Genomic DNA, 23590 nt, shown 5'->3' on the forward strand with positions numbered 1-23590 from the left:
TTGATATCGCTCCGTGAGCGGTATTGATAGGTATAAAACCTATCTTTATAGTGAACAAATGATAGCAAATGCTATTGTCTTTACTGTTCAAGGTAATGTCAGGGAGGTGTAATGATGAACAAAACAGATCTTATCAATACTGTTGCTGAGAAAAGCGATCTTTCTAAAAAGGATGCTACGAAAGCTGTTGACGCAGTTTTCGATTCAATCATGGATTCTCTTAAACAAGGTGACAAAGTACAATTGATCGGTTTCGGTAACTTCGAAGTACGCGAGCGTGCTGCACGTAAAGGCCGTAACCCGCAGACTGGGAAAGAAATCGAAATCCCAGCGAGCAAAGTGCCAGCGTTCAAAGCCGGCAAGGCCCTTAAGGATAACGTGAAGTAATTACATATGGGCTGTGATGAGGGATGCCTGAATACATCAGGTGTCCCTCATTTTTATTTGACAAGCTTGCAGACAAGACGAAATAGGACTTGCTATGCTATAATACTTTTTATACAGTTTGAAATACGAAAAAGGGCGCAGGTGATTGTTTTGTCCTATGCATCCATGGAAGAGCTACACACATTACGAAATAAAATAGAGAAGCGCATGCAGCAGACTTATCTGGACAAGAATACGGAAGCGCCATTCTTGGACGAAAATAAGCTGCTGATACTGCAGACGCTATTTGGTCAAACGAACCTGCCCGATAAGCAGCAGACAGACTACGTGATCACAATCATGCTAATCCAGATGGCGCTGGACACACATGATAAAGTGATCATAACCACTAAATCTGACGAGACAGCTGATGAACGGAAAAACCGACAGCTGACTGTATTGGCTGGTAATTATTATAGTGCGCTGTATTATCAGATTCTTGCCGGTCTGGAAGAAATTGATATGGTGGCGCTGCTGGCAAGCAGCATTAAAGAAATCAACGAACAGAAAATGTCATTGCATTATGATACGACTGCAACGGAAGCGTTCTTTACAAAGCTAGGACGGCTGGAAAGCAGCTTGTTCCGAACTGCAGCTTCCCGTTATATGGGAACAGCAATACTTGAGCCGCTGAATGACTATTTCCTGATTAGCAGACTACAGCAGGAGGCCAGGGAAAAGAAACAGACGTCCTTGCTTTCAAAGCTTGCTGCAATTCTAGAAACGGAAAAGAGCGGACTGACTGTGATGGAAGCGATACATCAGGAGATAGAAGCTGCTAAAGATCGGCTTCAAGCTAGACTGGATATACTGCCGCCGGTCTTTGCAAAGTTATCCCGTAAGCTGCTGCTTCAGGGGAATCGGCAGGAAGAGTTATTTCTGGAAGAAGGGTAATTATGGCACAAGAAACGAAAGAACAGCGTGTACACCACGTTTTCGAAAAGATATATGACCGCTATGATTTTATGAACTCTGTCATTTCCTTCAGGCGTCACCGTGCTTGGAGACGGAGTGTGATGAAGAAAATGCAGGTACAGCCAGGAGATACAGCATTGGATGTTTGCTGTGGAACTGGTGACTGGTCCTTTTCGCTTGCTAAGGCTGTCGGTCCGAAAGGGCAAGTGACAGGTCTTGACTTCAGCAAGAATATGCTTTCAGTAGCAGAAAAGAAAAACACGGAAAAATCAATCGATCAGCTATCGTTCACATGGGGAAATGCAATGGAGCTGCCGTTTGAGGATAATTCTTTTGATTTCGTGACCATCGGCTTCGGCCTGCGTAATGTCCCTGATTATCTCCAAGTATTGAAGGAGATGTATCGGGTGGTCAAACCTGGTGGCAAAGTAGTTTGCCTGGAAACATCACAGCCGACGATGTTCGGTTTCAAACAAGTATATTATTTTTATTTCAAACGAATCATGCCAGTATTAGGTAAGCTTCTGGCGAAAAGTTATGATGAGTACAGCTGGCTGCAGGAATCTGCAAAGGATTTCCCAGGCAAGAAGGAACTTCGCGGGCTATTCCAGCAAGCTGGACTGACGAATGTGAAGATTAAGACATATACAGGCGGCGTAGCAGCTATGCATATGGGAGAAAAGCCGGCGGTAAGGAACTGACTGGCAAAATGTCTGGACGGATGAAGGTGACGTGAATGAAATTACCGATGATCTACTCATATTTAAAAAAGGACTTGGACAGAATCGAGGATGCGATGACAAACACGATTCGCGCTGAGCATCCTGTCCTGGAGGATGCGTCGGTACAGCTTCTCCGAGCCGGAGGCAAGCGGATCCGACCGGTTTTCGTTTTGCTGAGCGGTAAGTTCGGAACGTATGAACTGCCTCGGATCCAAACCGTGGCCGTCGCACTCGAATTGATTCATATGGCTTCGCTTGTCCACGATGATGTCATTGACGATGCGGAACTCCGACGTGGGAAACCGACCGTAAAGGCGAAATGGGACAATAAGGTGGCCATGTATGCGGGTGATTATATCTTCGCTCGATCCCTGGAGTACCTTTCTAAGCTGGAAGAGCCAAGGGCGCACCAGATTCTTGCGCACACGATTGTCGAGCTTTGTATCGGTGAAGTGGAGCAGATTCGGGATAAATACCGGATTGAGCAGCACTTGAAAGATTACCTCCGGCGCATACGCCGTAAGACAGCGATACTTATTGCAGCCAGTGCACGGCTTGGTGCAATTGCATCCGGAGCGTCACTTCAGCATGAGCGTGCATTGTATCGGTACGGTTATTTTGTGGGGATGAGTTATCAGATCATCGATGATGTGCTCGATTTCACGGCATCTGAAGCTGATTTGGGCAAGCCGGCTGGCGGTGATTTACTTCAGGGGAATATGACACTTCCTGCTTTGCTTGCATGCGAAGATCGTTTCTTCAAAGAACGGCTTACACAGGCCTTTCGCAATCCGGAAACCTTGGATCGGGAAACTTTGCAGCCATTTATCCAGCACATAAAAGCTTCAGACAGCATCAAGCGATCGTTGGAAATCAGTGACCGCTACTTACAGAAAGCATATCAGGAATTGGATAAATTGCCGCCAACAAGAGATCGTAATACACTGAAACAAATTGCTAGACATATAGGTAAGCGCAGCTCCTGATTGTAAAACGCTTACATAACTGGTATGATGACAGTAAAGTTCAGAAAAGGGAGCTGTATTTAGTATGGAAAAAACATTTTTGATGGTTAAGCCGGATGGCGTACAACGCGGATTGATTGGGGAAATCGTAACAAGATTTGAAAAGAAGGGCTTGAAGCTTCTGGCAGGTAAGATAATGGTTGTAACAGAAGAGCAAGCAAAGACGCATTACATAGAACATGAAAGCAAACCCTTCTTCGGTTCTTTGATCAGCTATATTACATCCGGTCCGGTATTTGCAATGGTTTGGGAAGGCAAAGATGCTGTCGCACTTACGAGAAGCATGATTGGGGCGACTAAACCAACAGTTGCAGCACCAGGGACTATCAGAGGCGATTATGCAGTCGAGATGAGCCGTAACCTTATCCATGGTTCTGACAGCCCAGAAAGTGCTGAACGGGAAATCGCAAATATGTTTAAAGCCGATGAACTGGTTTCATATGAACAAGCAACAGCGAAATGGCTATATGAATAAATGAAAAATGCAGGCGTACATGCCTGCATTTTTTTTATTTACATCTACCAACAATCGTCTATATACAGTAAAATAGAACTAGATACATATAGACAGGGGAACATGACGTGGCAACTGATTATGATTACTTTGTACAGCAAATCAAAGCACATACGGGTATCGATTTATCACAATATAAAGAAGCGCAGATGCTGAGGCGTTTGACGACGCTTCGTGAAAAGAGAGGCTTTAAAGATTTTAAGGCATATTCTCAGGCAATCAAGGATGACGCTGCTTTGATGGATGAGTTCCTTGATCGCATGACCATTAATGTCTCTGAATTCTACCGAAACTATCAGCGCTGGGAAGTGTTGGAGCGACGGATACTACCCGAACTGCTCAAGAAAAAGAAGCCGCTGAAAATATGGAGTGCCGCTTGCTCTACCGGTGAAGAACCATATACATTAGCAATCCTTCTTGATCGTTACGCTAAGGGAACTTCGTACACCATCCATGCAACCGACTTAGATCAGCGTGTGCTGGATACGGCTAAGCTCGGAAAGTATAATGAAAGGGCATTGAAAGAAATGCCTGCAGCAATCAAATCCGCTTATTTCAATCAAGACGGATCCGTATTCCAAATAAAAGACGAATTAAAGCAGCATATTCAATTCAAGCAGCATAATCTGCTGGCCGATGCTTATGATACGAATTACGATTTAATCATTTGCCGGAATGTACTAATTTACTTCACAGAAGAAGCGAAGGCAGATATATATCATAAATTCAGTAAATCCTTGGCATCTGATAGTTATCTCTTTGTCGGCAGTACAGAACAAATATTCAATCCCGGCATCTATGGCTTGGGTGCAGTCGACACATTTTTCTATCAAAAACAAAAAACAGACTAGGAGAATTCCTAGTCTGTTTTCTTATTCTTTAATCCGTATTATCTTCGACACATGTCGATTGACGAATGCCGGAAGAAAGAAAGAGATGGCGAATACTAAAGTAAAAGCAATGATCCAAGCACGCAGCCAGTTTGATAATTGGAAAGCTTGTAATCCTGAATTCACTGCTGTTAATGTAAAAGAAATAATGGCGGTCATTATGGCAGCAGTGACAGCGCTGCAAAGAACGCGATGAATTTTTGAATTGACAATCATGTTCGTACTCCTTTTGTAACTAATCTCCAATAATTATATATTATCTTCAAAAGTTGTCAAATGGATTAAATGACGTATAATGATGCTAAAGCTGCATGGAGGGGGCAAAATTTTGAATGGATGAAATTGATTATAAACTGCTGCGGCAGATGGCGGTAACTATTGGAGACGCAGCTAAAATCACTGATATTCCGATTCGAAAGCTTAGATACTGGGAAGATAAAGGTTATATCGATAGTGTAGAGGAAAAGACGAATACGACAAGGCGGTTCGATTATTACATGATCAAGAAAATTGTCCTTATGAAGGAATTGTTGGAAGACGGTTATACCGTGGAAGCTGCCTCTAAAAAAGCGGAAGCCCGTCTCGGCACATTGCGTCACGTATTCGAGGAGAGCAGCCGAAAATAACGATAAGTTACTGCTCGAAAATATTGTCAGAATTGTTCCCACTTAAGAAACAAGTTATGTTATAGTAAATAAAATTACAAAGAACAGAGACAACGGAGGAATATACATGCGCTACTTAACTGCAGGTGAATCACATGGTAAACAGCTTACAACAATTGTAGAAGGTGTTCCTTCCTATTTACCGTTGACTACCGATGATATCAACGCATCCTTGCTTGAGAGGCAGAAAGGTCATGGCCGGGGCAAGCGAATGCAGATTGAAAAAGATTTGGTCGACATTGTAGGTGGTGTCCGTCATGGATATACACTGGGATCTCCTATCGCACTTGTCATACATAATGATGATTTTAAGCACTGGGTTGATGTAATGGGTGAGGACCCAGTGGAAGATCCGCAAGCTGTGCGTCGAATCGTCTCACGTCCAAGACCCGGACACGCGGATTTAAACGGTGCCTTGAAATACGGCCATCGCGACATGCGAAATGTATTGGAGCGTTCATCGGCTCGTGAAACAGCAGCACGGGTGGCAGCTGGTGCAGTAGCTAAAAAGCTTCTTGCGGAATTGGATATAAATATTGTTGGCTATACAAAAGAGATTGCGGGCATTAAAGCAGTTGAATTCCCAGATTATACATATGAAGAAAGAGATAGTATTTCAAAAGCATCATCTGTACGCTGCCTTGATCCACAGGCTTCTGAACAAATGGTAAATGCGATTGATCAAGCAAAGAAAGACGGAGATTCTATCGGCGGTGTCGTGGAGGTCTTTGTAGAAGGACTGCCAGCAGGTATTGGATCTTACGTGCACTATGACCGTAAACTTGATGGACGTATTGCAGGAGCTGTCGCGAGCATCAATGCATTCAAAGGTGTGGAATTCGGAATCGGCTTTGAAGCAGCAAGACTTCCAGGAAGTCAAGTACATGACGAAATTGCATGGGATAAAGAAAATGGCTATTACCGCAAAACGAATCGTCTTGGCGGATTGGAGGGCGGCATGACAACTGGTATGCCACTCGTTGTCAAAGGTGTCATGAAACCAATCCCGACTCTTTATAAACCGCTGCAGAGCGTGGATATAGAGACTAAGGAGCCGTTCAATGCCAGTATAGAACGTTCCGATAGCTGTGCCGTTCCGGCTGCAGCTCTAGTAATGGAGCATGTAGTGGCATTCGAGATAGCAAAGGCGATTTTGGAACAGTTCCCGAATGATCAGTTTCCAAAGCTTCAGGAAGCGATCAAAAACTACCGGGAAGAAATCCGGGTGTTCTGATGGAACAGATAACGGTAAAGGCAAGTCAGTCAAGTTACAAAGTTTCTGTAGGTGCGGGAATCAGGCATAAATTGTCTGAGTTCCTGCCTAAGTCCTATCAAAATGTATTTGTTGTCACCGATACTAGTATCGCACCTCATTATCTGGATGATTATGTATCTTCGCTCTTGCCAGATGCTAAGATAACAAAGAAAATCATCGAGCCAGGGGAAGCGGCTAAAAGTAAGGATGTATATTTTGACATATTGGATAGTATGTTCGAGGCTGAGCTTGACCGAAAGGCCCTGGTCCTAGCCTTGGGCGGAGGAGTTATTGGTGACTTAGCCGGGTTTGTGGCAAGTACATATATGCGAGGAATCGACTTCGTTCAGCTGCCGACAACAATCCTTGCCCATGATTCGAGTGTCGGAGGTAAGGTTGCGATCAACCATGAAACTGGGAAAAATCTTATTGGAAGCTTCTATCCTCCAGTTGCTGTCGTCTACGATGTAGACACTATTACCACACTACCAGAAAAAGAAGTGCGAAGCGGCTATGCTGAGCTAATCAAGGAAGCTTATATCGGAAACGCTGCCTTTCTCAGCCAGCTGCTGGAACGTGAAAAACTAGACAAAGAAAATCAGGAACTGCTTATTCAGGATTTGTCTTATGGAATACGTGTGAAAACGAAGATCGTTGAGGCGGATGAAAAAGAAAATGACCTTCGCAAGTTTTTGAATCTCGGTCATACACTCGGTCATGCAATTGAAGCTGAAGCAGGCTACGGCACATTCACTCACGGAGAAGCTGTCGCAATTGGTATGCTTTTTGCTTTGGAGTTGAGTGAGAAACGATTCGGAGCTGATTTGCGTTTAGAGGAATTCCGCAGCTGGATGGAACGAAACGATTATCCGTTGCAATTGCCTGATCTTTCTCCCGAAAGACTCGTTAAGAGAATGCAAATGGATAAAAAATCGGAGAACAAAGAAGTACACATGGTGCTGCTTCGTGAAATCGGGGAACCGGTGACTGAAAGAATCGATCATGATACGCTTCATGACGCTGTTAGATCATTCCTTGAGAGGATGAGCAGAGCATGATACGAGGTTTTAGAGGAGCAACAACTGTAGCTGAGAATGATGAGAAACAAATTATCGAAGCAACTGCAGCTATGCTGGATGAAATAGTCTCGGAGAATGCGATAGACCCGGAGGATGTTGTCCAAGTACTCATTTCGGCTACTCCCGATTTGACAAAAACATTTCCGGCAAAAGCATTGCGCGTCTTTCGCGATGACTGGACATATGTACCTGTCATGTGTATGCAGGAGCTGGCAATCGAAGGCGGGCTGCCTAAATGCATTCGTGTGATGCTGACAGCACGGACTGACTTGGCACAGAAGGACATTCATCATGTTTATCATGAGGAAGCAATCAAATTACGTCCCGACTTAAAGGAGGAGCATCAATGAGAGCAAAACAGATTTTGAATGAATTGACAGCTTACAAACCAGGAAAACCGATGGAAGAGGTTCGGAAGGAATTTGGATTGGACCGCATCGTAAAACTCGCATCCAATGAAAATCCCTACGGTTTTTCAGCTAAAGTAAAAGAGGCCTTGCCGTCATTCGCAGATGAACAAGAGATCTATCCTGATGGATATGGTACAGCATTGAAAGAGAAATTGGCAGAGCGCTTTGGCGTAGGCTTAGATCAAATCGTTCTCGGAGCGGGCTCTGATGAAATCATTATGATGCTTTGCCGCACATTCCTTGCGCCTGGCCTTAACACGGTAATGGCACATCCTTCTTTTTCGCAATACCCGCATCATGCTTTGATTGAAGGGGCAGAAGTCCGGGCAATTGAAACAAAGAACGGGTTCCACGACCTTCCAGCAATGCTGGAAGCAATCGACGAGAAAACAGGAATCGTTTGGCTGTGTACACCTAACAATCCAACAGGAAACCATATTGCCAAAGCAGACTTTGAAAACTTCCTTCGTCAAGTTCCAAAAGAGGTTCTGGTAGTAGCGGATGAGGCTTATGTCGAGTTTCTGGAAACTGATGACTATTTTGATACACTAGCTGCTTTGAGTGAATACCCGAATTTGATCACACTGCGCACTTTCTCTAAAGCGTATGGTTTAGCTGCATTGCGCGTAGGTTACGGTATCGGTCATCCGGAAGTTATTCATAAGATTAACGTAGTAAGAAGTCCGTTCAATAATACGACAATTGCACAAAAGGCAGCGATTGTGGCTCTTGATGATCAAGAATTCATCAAGGATTCCATCGCTAAGAATAATCAAGTGAAGCATAACTTCCTGGCATTCTGTGATGCTCACCAAATCAAATATTATGAGTCACATACAAACTTCGTCTTGATATACGACCTGCCTGTCAGCGGAGATACTGTCTTCCAGCATATGCTTTCCAAAGGCTTTATCATTCGTTCCGGCGACGCTCTCGGTATTCCGAACAGTGTCCGAATCACAATTGGTAATGAACAGGATATGACGGAATTCACTGTGTTACTTGATCAATTCTTGACTAGCGTGAAAGAAAGCTAAGATGGAGACGGTCGTAATCGCGGGACTTGGTTTGATAGGCGGCTCGCTTGCTCGTAATATCCAAACGCACAAGCAAGTTCATCTTATCGGAGTAGATCAAAGGGAAAGTACGTTGGAGTATGCCCTGAAGCATGAGATCATCGATGAAGCGTCGTCTTCTTTCCAAGAAGCAGCACGCAAGGCAGATATCATTATACTTGCTGCACCAGTTTCCAAGTCTGTCGAGCTACTTAAGGAGCTTGATAGTATGAAACTGGAAAAAGATGTGCTTGTAACCGATGTTTCATCAGTTAAGGGTCCGATTTTCCAGCAGGCTGCGTCCCTTCAGTCCGACAAAGTATACTTCGTCGGCGGCCACCCGATGGCAGGTTCCCATAAACACGGAATAGAGGCTTCAAAAGCGCATTTGTTTGAGAATGCCATATATGTTTTGACACCTGTTCAGAGGGCTAGGGAAAGTGATATCAAGCGGTTGGAGAACTTGCTTGATGGTACGAAAAGTAGTTTTATCACGTTATCGGCAGAAGAGCATGATGAGATGACCGGAGTTGTTTCTCATTTTCCTCATTTGATTGCATCTGCACTGGTACAGCAGGCAAAGAAATGGGAAGCGAAACATAGCTTCCTTCCTAAACTCGCTGCAGGCGGATTCCGTGATATCACCCGGATTGCCTCGAGCAATCCCGGTATGTGGCAGGACATTTTCTTTCAGAACAAAGAGAAGATGGGGGTCCTGCTTGACGATTGGATTGAGGAAATGCAGGCTTTTCGAAAGCTTTTGGCAGAAGATCAGGGACAGCAGATTCATACCTACCTGGAAGAGGCGAAGCAATATCGGGACGGTTTAGAACCTCGGAAAAAAGGTGCAATCCCAGGGTATTACGATTTGTATGTCGATATTACTGACCGGCCCGGAGCTTTGCAGAAAGTTCTCACCATTGTCGCTGATGCTGGTTTGAGTATTGTGAATATCCAAATACTTGAGCTGCGTGAAGGACTGACGGGTGTTCTTCGCCTCAGCTTTTCAGAGCAGAAAATCCAGCTGAAGGCAAAAGGTGTGCTGGAAGTTTTCGGATATGAAGTAAAGATAGAAGATTGAAGGTGGAAGCAGTGACAGATGTACGACTCAAACCTACAGCAAAGGGACTTTCTGGTTCTATTACCGTTCCAGGCGATAAATCGGTTTCCCACCGAAGCATCATTTTCGGTGCTTTGGCCAAAGGAAAAACTACTGTCCGTCATTTCTTGACTGGAGAGGATTGTCTTCGGACGATAGATGCTTTTCGAGCGCTTGGTGTCTCGATTCAACAGGATGGGGATACGGTTATCATCGATAGCGCAGGGAAAGACAGCTTTACAGAACCGACTGTTCCGATTTACTTTGGTAATTCTGGAACAACGGCCCGCCTATTGCTTGGTGTTTTTGCAGCCTTGCCATTTCATATAACAGCATATGGGGATGCATCACTTACTAAACGACCGATGGATCGTGTTGTGATTCCTTTGCGACAGATGGGGGCAAAAATAAATGGGCGTGAGCAAGGGAAGTATTTGCCGTTGGCCATTGACGGACAAAATCTCTCAGCTCTTACATACCACACCCCAGTAAAAAGTGCACAAGTGAAATCAGCTTTGCTGCTTGCTGGTTTGTTGGCAAATGGCGAAACGCAGATTTCTGAAGATGTCAAGACGAGGGATCATACCGAACAGATGCTGAGAAGCTTCGGGGCGAGCATTGATGTAACAGGAACGACAGTCACGGTCAAAGGCGGCCAGCAACTCGTCGGCACAGATGTCTATGTTCCAGGAGATATTTCATCGGCTGCTTTCTTCCTGGTTGCGGCATGTCTTGTTCCAGGCAGTGAAATCGTACTGACGAATACAGGTTTGAACGATACCCGAACCGGCATTTTGGATGTGCTGCAGCAAATGGGAGCTGATATGGAAATCAAAGAGCATGACATTCAGGCAGGCGAGCGAATCGGAGATATCACGATACGATATCGTCCTTTGAAAAGTACAGAGATAGGCGGAAACATAATCCCCCGGCTTATCGATGAGCTGCCTATCCTGGCATTACTGGCTACGCAGGCTGAGGGAGAAACAATCATCAAGGATGCGGAGGAACTTCGGTACAAGGAAACCGATCGAATCGAGGCGATTGCAGCTACACTGCGGAGTTTTGGTGCTGAAGTGGAATCGACACCTGATGGAATGAGAATTCCTGGAAATCAATCCCTTACAGGTGCAACTGCTGATTCTTTCGGTGATCACCGAATCGGGATGATGATTGCTATTGCCAGCTTGATTGCAACAGGGGAGACAGTTTTAACTGATGCGGACAGCATCAATATCTCTTACCCATCATTTTTTGCGGATCTACGTGCGCTGCAGGATTGATTATGTCTGATTCCCAACCGGGAATCAGACTTTTTTGCTGTTCTAAAGCTATTGCTTTAGGTTACACTGAAGACAGATGGATAAGCCGAGAGGCGTGTAAATAAAAGGAAGTGTAAAAAAATGGAAGAAATAAGAAAAGCAATAACTTATATGGAGAATAATCAGCCACAGGAAGCGGTTGATACATTAGAGGCTTATTTACCGGCTGCCAACGAGGAAGAGAAATTCACGATAGCAGAATTATATATGCAGTGGGGTATGCATGAAGAAGCAAAAGCAGTCCTGCTTCAGCTCGAGCAAATGTTCCCGGATGAGATGGAGCTTAAAATGATGCTTGCTGAACTTTTCATTGATCTGAATGAAGACCAGGAAGCAATTGATAAGCTGGATCAGATTGTGGAGGATGAGGACTATTTTATCCCAGCTCAAATGCAGCTTGCTGATTTGTATGAGGCGCAAGGTTTATTTGAAGTCGCTGAGCAAAAGCTGTTGGCAGCAAAACGATTCGATCCTTCTGAACCTGTCATTGATTTGGCATTAGGAGAGCTTGCTTTATCGACTGCATCCTACTTGAAAGCAATCACTTATTATGAAAAAGTCTACGAAAAGCAGACTGTCATGGGTGATATCGATATCGCCCTTCGCCTCGCAGAAGCTTATGCTGCTACAGGTGAATTCGAGAAAGCATTGACTTATTACCAGGAAACAGATGTCGATGATGTGGAACAGCTGTTCAGTTTTGGGTTCACGGCCTTCAAGCTAGCCAGATACGATATTGCTATCAGTACATGGGAGAAACTTCTTAAAGAGGAAGCGGATTATCTGTCTGTCTATGAGTATCTTGCCAAGGCCTATGAAGAAGAGGGATTGATGGAGAAGGCATTCGAAAAGGCAGAAAAAGGTTTGTCATTGGATGAGTATAACCAGAAGCTCTATTTCACTGCGGGCCGTCTTGCAAGACAGCTTGGCAAAAATGATCGCAGCTATTTCCTTATTCGTCATGCAATTGCACTCGACCCGGGTTATAAAGAAGCGATTCTCTATTTGATTGAGAATTTCAAGCTGGATGAAGACCACGAGGCTATCATCGAATTATTGACGCATATCTTGGAGACAGATGAAGAAGATGCAGCGTACCGTTGGGAGCTTGCGCGTGCCTATAATGAAACTGAAATGTTTGATGAGGCATTAAAGGCATATGGGGAAGCATATACTAACTTCAAAGATGATAGCGATTTTCTAAAAGAATACGGATATTTCCTATTGGAAGAAGGGAGGATGCAAGAGGCTGTCGAAATACTAAAAGAGTATCTTCGCCTGGAGCCATCAGATATCGAAGTAGAGGAGAATATCAACCGGCTCTTGTCTCAATAAATGCATTGAATTGAAATCATTTCGCTTTCTGGGAGGGGGCACATATGAATATTTCCGTTACCATGCAGGATAAGAAGACGTTCATTCGCTGGTTCTTAGATAATTACCAATTGAAGCGCAGGGAAAGTGTCTGGATCTTGAACTACTTGATAAATCATGATTCGTTTCTTGATAATGTGCATTTTATCCGTGAAGCAAGATTCAGTCCCAGAGGAATCATCATATCCGCCCATTGTTCTGAAGAAGTGCCGTTCCGTTTCTACAAGGACAACATCGTTACAACCGATGCAGAGAAATCATTCCATGATATTCGCATGAACAAGAAAGATCCTGTCTATATTCAACTCAATTTCAAGAATTCCCATCAAAGTATGGAATATGTTGCAGTGCTGGAAGACAATCCTTTCTTGCCGGAAGATCATTATGTGACGAAAGAAGACCGGCAGCTGGCAGCGAAACTTCTGGATGCGTCACACCATCAATACAAGAAGAAGAAGCTGCAAGAAGCAATTGATTTAGCTCTTGATAAGAGAGACGAAGATAAATTCCGTTTATTAAGCAAGGCGATGCGACAATTGAAAGAAGAAGCTGAAGACACAATTGAACACATTTAATTGGATGCGCTGTTATAGCGCATCTATTTTTTTATCTTTCTAGTTAAAAATTTCAATAGAGAAGAAAGATTCTGCTAAAATAAAGTGACTGCTTATTAAGAAGCAGGCTGGAATACATAAAAGAAAATACTTCATGAAAGGAAATACACAGAATGTATCGTCTTCTATTTCACCGTTACAGCATGCTGATATTGTTTATCATTAATCTTATTGGGACGATCTACGGGTACATATGGTATGGCTGGCAGCTTGAGATTACACCGCCGATTTTCCTTCCCTTTGTACCGGATAGTCCGACAGCCAGTCTCTTCTTCACTATCTTCCTTGGGTTATACCTGATTGGAAGACAAAATGGCTATATCGAAGCGCTGGCAGTTGTTTCATTATTCAAATACGGTATATGGGCGGTCGTCATGAATTTGCTCACCATAGCCGTAGCAGGGTCACTTTCCTGGCAGGGGTATATGCTGATTGCCTCTCATTTGGGAATGGCGATTCAAGGCCTTTTGTATGCACCACTTTACCGAGTGAAGTTACGGCATCTTGCTGTAGCTGCCATCGTCGTTTTACATAATGACATCATCGATTATGTATTCGACATGATGCCTATTTACGGCAACTTGATGGATTATAGCGATAATATCGGCTATTTCACATTCTGGCTCAGTATCGTTTCCATCCTGGTTGGATACATAGCCACGCAGCAAAAATCATCTTTACGAAATCTAAACAAATAAGGCACATACCGACATACAAATACGTCTTTAAGCATAGGCTGTAGGAACATTTAAAAAAGAGGGGATGCTTATGAAAAAGCTGCTTCTCGTCATTGTTCTGACAGCCTCTTTTTTTGTACTTGCCAATCTTGCTGAACTACTTCTGCAGCCGCATACAGAGGCTCTGTCGTCATCTTCCGACAAAACAGGTCAAACGTTTGATCAACAGTTCGAAGCGCTTCCTGCATATTTGTACAGTGTTGCCGTACCGGACAAAAACAGTTATGGAACAGGACGATTCTGGGGAATACTTGGTATTAGTGCAAGCATTGTAGGAACACTTGTTTATGTTGGTTATAAGAAGTATCGAGCTGAAAATGACAAAAGTGTGAACAACGATCCTAATAGTTGATTTTTTTCGAATTTTTGACTAAAATTGACCTTAATAAGTTCCAAATATTTTTATGGAGGAATGTATATGTCACTAGGTGCTTATATAATCTATATAGCACTTCTTCTGATTATCCCTTTATGGGCTCAATCGAAGGTAAAAAGCACGTATAAGAAGTATTCGAAAGTAGAAACGTCATCTCTAATGACAGGTGCACAGGTCGCAAGAAAGATTTTAGATGATAATGGAATATATGATGTGCAAATTGAAGAAACACGCGGTATGTTATCTGATCACTATGACCCGCGTCATAAAGTAGTTCGTTTATCCACTGACAACTACCATGGTCACAGCATGGCTGCAGCAGCGGTTTCAGCCCACGAGGTTGGACACGCAATTCAGCATGCAGAAGGATACGGATTCCTGAAGTTCCGTACAGCTCTTGCTCCGGCAGCTGCATGGGGCAGCAACCTTTCCATGTTCCTTATCATAGCAGGTGCTATCTTTGGATCCCTGCAATTCGTCGGACTTGGTATTGCGTTCTTTGCTATCGCAGTATTGTTCCAGGTTGTTACTCTGCCGGTCGAGTTCAATGCTTCTAACCGTGCAATGACACAATTGGTTTCAACAGGAATCATCCGGAACGATGAAGAGCGCTCAACTAAAAAGGTTTTGAACGCGGCAGCAATGACTTACGTTGCGGCAGCTCTAGTAGCTGTAGCCGAGCTTGTACGCTTCATCCTTATGTTCTTTGTAAGCAATAACGAAGATTAACAAAAGGCATCCCGAGGGATGCCTTTTTTATTGTGCTTGTATGACCTTGATCAACTCTCGGAGGTAGTCGGGCAGATCAGGCGGCCGTCTGCTGCTGACAATATGACCGTCTACGACAACAGCTTTATCATGCCATATCGCTCCTGCATTCGTCATGTCATCTTTTATTCCAGGAGTACTAGTGACATTTACACCTTCCAATATGCCGGCAGAGATAAGCACCCACCCGGCATGGCAGATTTGACCGATTGCTTTCTTATGTGTGTGGAAATGACGGGTGATTTCCAATACACTTTGATAGCGGCGAAGTTTATCCGGTGACCATCCGCCAGGGACGAGCAAGGCATCATATTGATTCGGATCAACTTCATCAAACGTCAAATCAGAAGTCGCTGGAACCCCATACTTTCCTTTATAAGCAGTATTTGCTGACTCACCAGCTAAATACACTTCCGATCCTGCTTCGCGCAGCCGAAGTATTGGATACCACAATTCCAGATCCTCGAAATCATCACTGACAAACGATAGTATTTTCTTTCCAGTAAGTTCCACGATCTCACCTCTCTCGATTATTCTTCTCCACTTTACCAATTCAAGTATCAAAATGCATGCAAAACGTCAGTCGGTATTATACGGTTTTTTATTTTCATCCAGTGTAAACCCTTCTCCCATGACATATTATTACTTCACGCTTTAAAAAAACTCGTAAGCATAAGTTTGCTTTGCTTTCATAGGCAGCTAGGTTTATCGATAAAGGTAGATTTCATGCTTTCTACGAATTATAATCAGTTTTAAATGAAATCAACCGGTATCACTAATGTATTCATAGAAAAACTTTACTCTTATTAACAATGTTATAAATTTTAAAGTTCAAGTTTACTATCGATGAGTTTTATAAATAATAACAGATTGAGAATATATAATAGAGATAATTATTAAATTCATATTTTTTGAAAATATTATCCATATTATCCAGTAAATATGTTAAGATTTACTTAAAATATAAAAGGAGGAATAATTATGAAAAAAACAATAGGAAAAATATTTCTTTTAGGATTACTTGGCTTTGTAGCCTTTCTAATCTCTCCAACAGACAGTAAGGCTTACACAGAAGATAACGAGGGAGACTTTCCGGTCTACTATTTTGATACTAAAGAAGAGTTAGATGATTTTAAGCAAAATAGTGCAGTGGGGCAGTTAGCAACCAATAAAGCTAATATTGAGAGTAATATGCTTAGAGCATCAGCAAAATCAACTTACAAAAAGTATTATTTTGGAAGTACATCATTCTCAAACTATATTTGGGTTGGGGGTTCTTCTAGGACATTCAACGGTCCACAATTTATGGATATCGAAAAGGGTGACAGAAAAAACCTTGAAGTGTGGATATATGATGGTAAAGGAAAATACCTAGGAAAAACTAAAATCAAAGATCGTTCAGGATGGGTTCATACCGACTTTTCTTATCTTACTGGAAAAGGATATAACTATAAGATAAAGCTTGTAAATACTAGTAGTGGTACCCAAAAACTAGTACAAGGCGAACTTTATTACTTTTAAAATCTATATATAGATTTATAGTTTAATTTAAAACTATGATATCTTTTATGAAAGGTGATTCCTAATTTACTTACTAGGGATCACCTTTCGTATTGTAAAAAGAGAGAACTTATGACCCAATTCTATTTGCTATTTCATCTACATTAATCTGTATTATACGGTTTTTTATTTTCATCCAGTGTAAATCCTTCTCCCATGACATCATGCACCTCGCTAAGGGCGACAAAGGCATGTGGATCGACTGAGGTGATAATCGCTTTCAGTCGGACGATTTCGTTCCGGGCGACGACACAGTAAAGCACATCGCGTTTTTCGCCTGTGAAGCTTCCTCTGCCATCAAGGACCGTTACACCCCGGTCCATTTGCTTTAGTATCTGATTGGCTATATCTGCACTCTGACTCGAAATGATAGTTGCACCTCTTGCCGAGTAGGCGCCTTCTTGGATAAAGTCGATGACTCTAGCGCCAACGAAGACAGCAACGAGTGTATACATACCGCGGATCAGATCAAGATAGGTAAGAACCGATGTGACAATAACAACGGCATCAAAGAGAAACATCGTCCGTCCCATCGTCCAGCCGGCATACTTGTTAGCAAGTCGGGCAATGATGTCGACTCCTCCGGTTGTACCGCCGAAGCGGAAGATGATACCGAGACCGACTCCTATGAATACGCCAGCTAAAAGTGAAGCAATCAGCAAATCGTTGCCTAAGTCAATATTAAATGAATATGTCTGGAATAAACGCAGGAACAAGGAAACTGCCACTGTCCCGATGATTGTATAAACGAAAGTTGTCCGGCCAAGGAACTTCCAGCCGATCAGGAACAATGGAATATTCAGCACCAGGTTCATAATTGCTGGATCCCAATCGAATTCGAATAGTAAAATAAGCGTTATCCCGGTGAATCCGCCTTCCCCAAGTTTATTGGCGATATTGAAATGGACGATACCGAACGAAAAGATAGCCGCGCCTAACAGAATGAACAGGATGTTCTTTATACGCAGTCTGAACATAATCTACCTCCTAAGATGACAATTCCTTCTATATTATAGACAACTATCCTTATCCCTACAAATCTGCCAGATAGGTAAAAACATTTGTCAAATGCCGTATTTTTAAGCTAACATGGTAATGATATAGCGAAAGGAAGATCGCGAATGAATACTACATATACGACAAAGGAAATACAAGCACGTGTCGACGCTTATATTTCCCAATTCAAAGAAGGTTATTTTTCACCGCTCAGCATGCTTGCCAGAATGACGGAAGAAGTAGGAGAGCTTGCAAGGGAAGTGAACCATACATATGGAGAAAAGCCGAAAAAAGCTAGTGAAGAAGCTAATACAGTAGCAGATGAACTCGGAGATATTATATTCGTTATGACATGCTTTGCTAATTCCTTGAATATCGATCTATCGGATGCATTCGAAAAATCGATGACGAAATTCGAAACAAGGGATAAAGACAGATGGACGAAGAAGACACAGGAGGACATACATAATGACTAAAGATACGATTAAAATTATTGTAGCGGGACCAAGGGGCAGAATGGGTTCGGAAGCATTGCAGCTTATCGATCGGACGGCTCATTTTGAGCTAGTGGCAGCAATTGACCGAAAAAACGGAGGAAAGCGGATCAGTGATATCGAAGGTTTGCCAGCGAGCGATGCATTCATCTACGAAGATGCTGCGGCGTGTTTAGATGAAGTGGAGGCAGATGTCCTTATCGACTTGACCATTCCGGAAACAGGCTACAAACATATGAAGCTCGCTATTGAACATGGTGTGCGTCCGGTAGTCGGTACTTCTGGTTTTACGGAAGAACAAGTAGAAGAGCTAGGGAAGCTTAGTGAAGAAAAAGGTATCGGAGCAATTATTGCACCAAACTTCGCAATTGGGGCAGTACTTATGATGCAATTCGCCAAGCAAGCAGCAAAATACTTCCCAACAGTAGAAATCATTGAAAAGCATCATGATCAAAAACTGGATGCCCCAAGCGGTACGGCTGTGAAAACAGCTCAGCTGATCCAGGAAGTACGCGAACCAGCAAAGCAAGGACATCCGGATGAGAAAGAGACGATAGCTGGAGCACGTGGTGCAGATGTGGACGGCATGCGGATTCATAGTGTCCGTCTCCCAGGACTCGTTGCCCACCAAGAAGTTATTTTCGGTGCACCAGGCGAGCAATTCACAGTTAAACATGATAGTTTTAACCGCGCATCCTTTATGTCAGGTGTAGAGCTGGCAGTGGACCGTGTCATGAAGATGGACATACTTGCATACGGATTAGAAAATATATTGGAATGAGGCGATAGACATGCATATTGCTTTAATTGCCCATGATAAGAAAAAACCTGAAATGGTCCGTTTTACGGTCGCATATAAAGAAATGCTGAAGAAACATACCCTGTATGCAACAGGCACGACAGGCACTCGCATCAAAGAAGCAACAGGATTACCTGTGGAATTGTTCCAATCGGGCCCGCTTGGAGGCGATCAGCAGATTGGTGCAAGGATTGCAACGAATCAAATGGATCTGATTATCTTTTTCAGGGATCCGCTCACTGCCCAGCCGCATGAACCTGATGTAAGTGCGCTAATGCGCTTATGTGATGTGCACCGTATTCCGCTGGCAACCAATCTGGCAGCGGCCGAAATATTTATTCGCGGATTGGACCGTGGAGATTTCGATTGGCGCAAGATCATACGCGATCGTGAGCCCGAGCTATGAAAAAGCTGAAAATCGGTATCACTTGTTATCCGACGCTTGGCGGATCGGGCGTCATTGCGACAGAACTCGGGAAAAAACTAGCCAAAAAGGGACATGACATTCATTTCATTACATCCAGTGTCCCTTTCCGGCTGGATATGCTGCTTCCGAATGTATTTTTCCATGAAGTCGAGATGAGTCATTATCCTGTCTTCCAATACCCGCCATACGATTTGGTGCTGGCTAATAAAATGGCTGAGGTAATCGACGAAGAACAGCTCGATATCCTGCATGTCCATTATGCTGTTCCGCATGCTATATGTGCGATCTTAGCTAAGGCAATTGCCAAGCGGGATGTAAAGATTGTCACTACCCTGCACGGAACGGATATTACGGTGCTTGGAATTGATAATGGACTGCGCAAAATGATCATTCATGCAATTGAAGAAAGTGATGTCGTCACTGCGGTATCACAAAGTCTCGTACAGCAGACAAGGGAAATGCTCGATGTCACTAGTCCAATCGACGTTGTCTACAACTTTGTGGATGAAGAAGTGTACCATCCTGCCGATGTACGTGACATTAGGCAGCAGTTCGGTATCGAAGAAAACGAAAAGGTACTCGTACATATAAGCAATTTCCGTAAAGTGAAACGTGTACAGGATGTTGTACAGGTTTTTTCGTATGTACAGGAGAAACTGCCTGCCAAGCTGATGCTGATAGGGGACGGCCCGGAATACTCGGATATTCTGCGGGATGTACAGCAGCGTGGTCTCGAAGATAAAGTCTTATTTCTAGGTAAGCAGAATAATGTTGCTGCTCTTTTAAATATGGCAGACATCATGCTGCTTCCTTCTGAAAAAGAGAGCTTCGGTTTGGTTCTTTTAGAAGCAATGGCCTGTGGGGTGCCATGTATCGGAACAGATGTCGGCGGCATACCAGAAGTCATACAGCACGGAAAGAATGGGTTTATAACGCAGCTTGGCGATGTAGAGCAAATGGGTTCCTTTGCAATGGATTTGCTGACAAATGACAAACTGTGGCAGCAATTTTCCGCAGCATCCATTCAGTATGCTGCGGAAAACTTCCATTCTGATCAAATTGTTGCTCAATACGAAGCTATATATGAAGAGGTTTTGCAATGAAGATATTTGAAAAAGCCTTCCGGGTCATACAGCAACTCGAACAGCATGGTTATGAAGCATATCTGGTCGGAGGAGCGGTGAGGGATTACCTTATCGGAAAAGCTGTCGGCGATTTGGATATTGCTACGTCAGCTACGCCGGATCAGGTAATAAAAGTCTTTGATAAAGTCATACCAATAGGTATCGAACATGGAACTGTTCTTGTGCGTTTTGAGCAGGAAAGCTTCGAAATTACAACCTTCCGAATAGAAGGCGCATATTCTGATTACCGGCATCCTGATAGCGTGAACTTTGTGACGGATGTAACAGCTGATCTTGCACGTCGTGATTATACAGTTAATGCGATAGCGATGGCCAGAACAGGGGAGTTAGTGGATCCTTTCGATGGCAGGAGCGCTATCGAAAAGAAGGAGCTTGTTACGGTAGGCAAGGCCTTTGATCGTTTTCAAGAAGATCCTCTGCGTATGATGCGCGGTGTCCGGTTTGTTTCTCAGCTAGGGTACAAATTGGATCATGATGCACGAAAAGTGATGGAGGACCAGCGTCTGTGGTTAGCACGTATTGCAATTGAACGTGTAGCGATTGAAATGGAGAAATTATGCCGCGGCAAACATGTGAAGACAGCTGTACAGCTCCTGCAGGATACGGGATTATGGAAAGCAATGCCGATTTTTAGGAATCATCCTGAGCTGATGGGTGAGCTATCCAACAAAATTGTTCCTCTCGGCAGTTTAGCAGAATGGATCGCGCTTTGTTCTTTATTAAGCACAAGGCCAGTGCTTGATTGGGTAAAAGAGTGGAAGCTCTCCAATGCTGTCAAACAAGACGCTCAAAATTTGGTGCGCTTACTGCAAAGCGACATGGATGCTTGGGTGGTATATCAGTTGCCAGATCATCTGGATACTGGCTACTGCCGTCTTGTGAAAATTTATAAGGAAATAGATATTCAGGATGAGTTATCAACTTTGAGAGATTCACTTCCGATTCGAAATAGTTCGGAGCTGGCTATTTCCGGTTCAGACTTGATCAGCTGGTTCCCTGAAAGAAAGAAAGGAAGCTGGATCCGTGATCTGCTGCTCGCTGCGGAAAAAGCTGTGGTGGAAAACAGGGTGCCAAATGATAAAGAGCAGCTGAAGGAGTGGGTCTACAATGGACACGACACGTAATCGTCTTATAAGAATTCTCCAGGAACATAAGACGTCGTATGTTTCTGGCCAGAACCTATCCGATCAGCTCGGTATCTCAAGGGCAGCAGTCTGGAAGCATATGAAAGCGTTGGAAGCAGACGGCTATGAAATAGATGCTGTTCCTCGCAAGGGATACCAAGTTAAGCGATCGCCGGACAAACTCAGCAAAAATACACTGAACTGGAAGCTGGATACGGAATGGATCGGACGCAAGATCATCTTTGAAGAAGAGCTTGATTCTACCCAAGTTTTGGCGAAATCTTTGGCGGATCAAGGTGCAGTTCACGGAACTGTTGTCATCGCTGATCAGCAGACAAGCGGTAAGGGAACAAAAGGGCGCAGTTGGCATTCACCAGCCGGAACCGGTATATGGATGAGTTTAATCATCCGGCCTGAATTTGGACCCCGGGAAGCAGCACAGCTGACGTTGGCTGCAGCGGTTGCCATCACACGCGTATTCCGTCAGAACGATATAGATGCTAGCATTAAATGGCCGAATGATATCTATCTGGGCGGCAAGAAGCTCGCTGGAATACTGACCGAAATGCAGGCAGAGCAGGATTATATTCAGCATATCGTACTGGGTATCGGAATCAACATCAATCAGACTGCGGCGGAATTAGCGCCGGATATCCGCGATAAAGCAACATCATTGCGTATCGAGACAGATAAGGAATGGAAGCGGCAAGAGCTCATTCATATGATTTGGAAAGAGTTCGAGGATGTCTATTCGCTATACATAAAAAAAGGTTTCCACATTATCAGGAACGAATGGATGCAGTATGCTTTACGACTCGGGCACCGTGTGAAAGCAACTACTCCATCAACTGTCTTTTATGCAGTTTTCAAGGGAATCGGGGAAGACGGCGAGCTTATCCTTGAAAATGATGATGGCAGTACACAGCGTTTGTATTCAGCTGAATTGGAATGGAGAGAGGAGTAACGAAATGAAAACAAGACTCGATTTTCAGAAGATGAAAGAAAACAACGAGAAAATCACTATGGTCACTGCCTATGATTATCCAACGGCAAAATTGGCGCAGCAGGCCGGTATCGATATGCTTCTTGTCGGCGACTCACTAGGGATGGTAGTGCTCGGTTATGATAGCACCATTCCCGTAACAGTGGATGATATGATTCATCATGGAAAAGCCGTCACTCGCGGTGGAAACGATACGTTCGTTGTAGTAGATATGCCATTTATGACGTACCATGTATCGGTTGAGGCAACTATACCGCAAGCGAAACGCATCTTCCAGGAAACCGGAGCACAGGCTTTGAAGCTGGAAGGAGCAGATCAGGTCATCCTGGACAGCATCAAGGCATTAGCAACAGGCGGTATTCCAGTTGTAGGTCATCTTGGTCTGACACCGCAGTCAGTCCATATACTCGGGGGATATAAAGTACAAGGGAAAAACGAACAGACAGCAAAACAGCTGCTGGAGGATGCACGCAAAGTTGAAGCAGCCGGAGCGATTGCAGTCGTGCTGGAGTGTGTACCAAAGCAATTGGCCGCACTCATTGCCAAAGATATTTCTATTCCGGTCATCGGAATTGGTGCCGGTGCAGAAGTAGACGGACAAGTACTTGTCTTTCATGACCTAAGTCGGTACGGTGTTGATCGTTTGCCGAAATTCGCTGTTAGCTATGCAGATCTAAATGAAACAGTTACGAATGTCTTCTCCACATATAAGGAAAATGTAAAGAATGGTATTTTTCCGAATGACGGACAGAGTTTTACGATGGACGAAGCAGCATTACCTAAATTAGGAGAATGA

General features: G+C 43.7%; 29 protein-coding genes. 26 read left to right on the forward strand and 3 right to left on the reverse strand.

Annotated elements, in window-relative coordinates; genetic code table 11:
* The first annotated feature begins 114 nt into the window (after positions 1 to 114).
* The 6 genes from CHH91_RS06555 (at position 115) to CHH91_RS06580 (ending at position 4453) form a co-directional block, all read left to right on the forward strand.
* Positions 115 to 387, forward strand: coding sequence for an HU family DNA-binding protein (locus CHH91_RS06555; RefSeq protein WP_095222655.1), 273 nt, complete (start codon positions 115 to 117; stop codon positions 385 to 387).
* A gap of 150 nt (positions 388 to 537) precedes the next feature.
* Positions 538 to 1320, forward strand: coding sequence for a heptaprenyl diphosphate synthase component 1 (locus tag CHH91_RS06560; protein ID WP_176465703.1), 783 nt, complete (start codon positions 538 to 540; stop codon positions 1318 to 1320).
* Between the two features lie 2 nt (positions 1321 to 1322).
* Positions 1323 to 2042, forward strand: coding sequence for a demethylmenaquinone methyltransferase (gene menG, locus CHH91_RS06565; protein WP_095222657.1), 720 nt, complete (start codon positions 1323 to 1325; stop codon positions 2040 to 2042).
* Positions 2043 to 2077: 35 nt separating this feature from the next.
* Entirely contained in the window at positions 2078 to 3049 is a 972-nt protein-coding gene (hepT, locus tag CHH91_RS06570; RefSeq protein ID WP_095222658.1) for a heptaprenyl diphosphate synthase component II, read from the forward strand.
* A gap of 64 nt (positions 3050 to 3113) precedes the next feature.
* A complete protein-coding gene (gene ndk / locus CHH91_RS06575; RefSeq protein WP_095222659.1) occupies positions 3114 to 3563 on the forward strand; it encodes a nucleoside-diphosphate kinase in 450 nt (149 codons plus the stop codon).
* A gap of 107 nt (positions 3564 to 3670) precedes the next feature.
* On the forward strand, positions 3671 to 4453 hold the full coding sequence (locus CHH91_RS06580; protein WP_286160706.1) for a CheR family methyltransferase: 783 nt from the start codon (positions 3671 to 3673) through the stop codon (positions 4451 to 4453).
* 21 nt (positions 4454 to 4474) lie between these two features.
* On the opposite strand, the gene CHH91_RS06585 is transcribed toward CHH91_RS06580, so the two are convergent.
* Entirely contained in the window at positions 4475 to 4708 is a 234-nt protein-coding gene (locus CHH91_RS06585) for a DUF2798 domain-containing protein (RefSeq protein WP_095222660.1), read from the reverse strand.
* 116 nt (positions 4709 to 4824) lie between these two features.
* On the opposite strand from CHH91_RS06585, the gene CHH91_RS06590 reads away from it, so the two are divergent.
* The 12 genes from CHH91_RS06590 to CHH91_RS06645 all read left to right on the forward strand — a co-directional run bounded on the left by CHH91_RS06590 (position 4825) and on the right by CHH91_RS06645 (position 15207).
* Complete coding sequence (locus CHH91_RS06590; RefSeq protein WP_095222661.1) at positions 4825 to 5118, forward strand: MerR family transcriptional regulator; 294 nt, start codon at positions 4825 to 4827, stop codon at positions 5116 to 5118.
* A 106-nt stretch (positions 5119 to 5224) separates the two neighbouring features.
* Entirely contained in the window at positions 5225 to 6391 is a 1167-nt protein-coding gene (aroC, locus tag CHH91_RS06595; RefSeq protein WP_095222662.1) for a chorismate synthase, read from the forward strand.
* Entirely contained in the window at positions 6391 to 7470 is a 1080-nt protein-coding gene (gene aroB, locus CHH91_RS06600) for a 3-dehydroquinate synthase (protein WP_095222663.1), read from the forward strand. The genes aroC and aroB overlap by 1 nt, the downstream gene beginning before the upstream one ends.
* Entirely contained in the window at positions 7467 to 7841 is a 375-nt protein-coding gene (gene aroH, locus CHH91_RS06605) for a chorismate mutase (protein ID WP_095222664.1), read from the forward strand. The genes aroB and aroH overlap by 4 nt, the downstream gene beginning before the upstream one ends.
* Entirely contained in the window at positions 7838 to 8938 is a 1101-nt protein-coding gene (hisC, locus tag CHH91_RS06610; protein ID WP_095222665.1) for a histidinol-phosphate transaminase, read from the forward strand. Before aroH ends, hisC begins: the two co-directional genes overlap by 4 nt.
* Before the next feature lies 1 nt (position 8939).
* A complete protein-coding gene (locus CHH91_RS06615) occupies positions 8940 to 10037 on the forward strand; it encodes a prephenate dehydrogenase (protein ID WP_095222666.1) in 1098 nt (365 codons plus the stop codon).
* A gap of 11 nt (positions 10038 to 10048) precedes the next feature.
* Positions 10049 to 11338: a 3-phosphoshikimate 1-carboxyvinyltransferase gene (aroA, locus tag CHH91_RS06620; protein ID WP_095222808.1), complete on the forward strand. Its 1290-nt coding sequence runs from the start codon at positions 10049 to 10051 to the stop codon at positions 11336 to 11338.
* 120 nt (positions 11339 to 11458) lie between these two features.
* Positions 11459 to 12712, forward strand: a complete 1254-nt coding sequence (locus CHH91_RS06625; RefSeq protein WP_095222667.1) for a tetratricopeptide repeat protein — start codon at positions 11459 to 11461, stop codon at positions 12710 to 12712.
* Between the two features lie 44 nt (positions 12713 to 12756).
* Positions 12757 to 13326, forward strand: coding sequence for a ReoY family proteolytic degradation factor (locus CHH91_RS06630; RefSeq protein ID WP_095222668.1), 570 nt, complete (start codon positions 12757 to 12759; stop codon positions 13324 to 13326).
* 152 nt (positions 13327 to 13478) lie between these two features.
* A complete protein-coding gene (lhaT, locus tag CHH91_RS06635) occupies positions 13479 to 14063 on the forward strand; it encodes a lipoprotein heptaprenylglyceryl N-acetyltransferase LhaT (protein WP_095222669.1) in 585 nt (194 codons plus the stop codon).
* Between the two features lie 70 nt (positions 14064 to 14133).
* Positions 14134 to 14454 (forward strand): sporulation protein YpjB, encoded by a 321-nt coding sequence (locus CHH91_RS06640; protein ID WP_095222670.1) that lies wholly within the window; start codon positions 14134 to 14136, stop codon positions 14452 to 14454.
* 66 nt (positions 14455 to 14520) lie between these two features.
* Entirely contained in the window at positions 14521 to 15207 is a 687-nt protein-coding gene (locus CHH91_RS06645) for a zinc metallopeptidase (protein WP_095222671.1), read from the forward strand.
* A gap of 27 nt (positions 15208 to 15234) precedes the next feature.
* On the opposite strand, the gene CHH91_RS06650 is transcribed toward CHH91_RS06645, so the two are convergent.
* Complete coding sequence (locus CHH91_RS06650) at positions 15235 to 15759, reverse strand: type 1 glutamine amidotransferase domain-containing protein (protein WP_095222672.1); 525 nt, start codon at positions 15757 to 15759, stop codon at positions 15235 to 15237.
* Between the two features lie 468 nt (positions 15760 to 16227).
* Here CHH91_RS06650 and CHH91_RS06655 point away from each other — a divergent pair, with 468 nt between their 5' ends.
* Positions 16228 to 16767: a hypothetical protein gene (locus CHH91_RS06655; protein ID WP_095222673.1), complete on the forward strand. Its 540-nt coding sequence runs from the start codon at positions 16228 to 16230 to the stop codon at positions 16765 to 16767.
* A gap of 143 nt (positions 16768 to 16910) precedes the next feature.
* On the opposite strand, the gene CHH91_RS06660 is transcribed toward CHH91_RS06655, so the two are convergent.
* Positions 16911 to 17783, reverse strand: coding sequence for a YitT family protein (locus CHH91_RS06660; RefSeq protein ID WP_095222674.1), 873 nt, complete (start codon positions 17781 to 17783; stop codon positions 16911 to 16913).
* Between the two features lie 144 nt (positions 17784 to 17927).
* Here CHH91_RS06660 and CHH91_RS06665 point away from each other — a divergent pair, with 144 nt between their 5' ends.
* From CHH91_RS06665 to panB, 7 genes are read left to right on the forward strand one after another with little or no spacing between them, the layout of a single operon-like run.
* Positions 17928 to 18278 carry a nucleotide pyrophosphohydrolase gene (locus CHH91_RS06665; RefSeq protein WP_095222675.1) on the forward strand — a complete coding sequence of 117 codons (351 nt, stop codon included), beginning with the start codon at positions 17928 to 17930 and terminating at the stop codon, positions 18276 to 18278.
* Complete coding sequence (gene dapB / locus CHH91_RS06670; protein WP_095222676.1) at positions 18271 to 19077, forward strand: 4-hydroxy-tetrahydrodipicolinate reductase; 807 nt, start codon at positions 18271 to 18273, stop codon at positions 19075 to 19077. The genes CHH91_RS06665 and dapB overlap by 8 nt, the downstream gene beginning before the upstream one ends.
* Positions 19078 to 19087: 10 nt before the next feature.
* Positions 19088 to 19501 carry a methylglyoxal synthase gene (mgsA, locus tag CHH91_RS06675; protein ID WP_093728366.1) on the forward strand — a complete coding sequence of 138 codons (414 nt, stop codon included), beginning with the start codon at positions 19088 to 19090 and terminating at the stop codon, positions 19499 to 19501.
* Positions 19498 to 20625, forward strand: a complete 1128-nt coding sequence (gene bshA, locus CHH91_RS06680; RefSeq protein WP_095222677.1) for an N-acetyl-alpha-D-glucosaminyl L-malate synthase BshA — start codon at positions 19498 to 19500, stop codon at positions 20623 to 20625. Before mgsA ends, bshA begins: the two co-directional genes overlap by 4 nt.
* Positions 20622 to 21791: a CCA tRNA nucleotidyltransferase gene (locus CHH91_RS06685; protein ID WP_095222678.1), complete on the forward strand. Its 1170-nt coding sequence runs from the start codon at positions 20622 to 20624 to the stop codon at positions 21789 to 21791. Before bshA ends, CHH91_RS06685 begins: the two co-directional genes overlap by 4 nt.
* Positions 21775 to 22755, forward strand: coding sequence for a biotin--[acetyl-CoA-carboxylase] ligase (locus tag CHH91_RS06690; protein WP_095222679.1), 981 nt, complete (start codon positions 21775 to 21777; stop codon positions 22753 to 22755). Before CHH91_RS06685 ends, CHH91_RS06690 begins: the two co-directional genes overlap by 17 nt.
* Before the next feature lie 4 nt (positions 22756 to 22759).
* Positions 22760 to 23590, forward strand: a complete 831-nt coding sequence (panB, locus tag CHH91_RS06695; protein WP_095222680.1) for a 3-methyl-2-oxobutanoate hydroxymethyltransferase — start codon at positions 22760 to 22762, stop codon at positions 23588 to 23590.

Origin of the sequence: Virgibacillus sp. 7505 (assembly GCF_002272135.1) — a bacterium.
Lineage (GTDB): Bacteria > Bacillota > Bacilli > Bacillales > Amphibacillaceae > Terribacillus.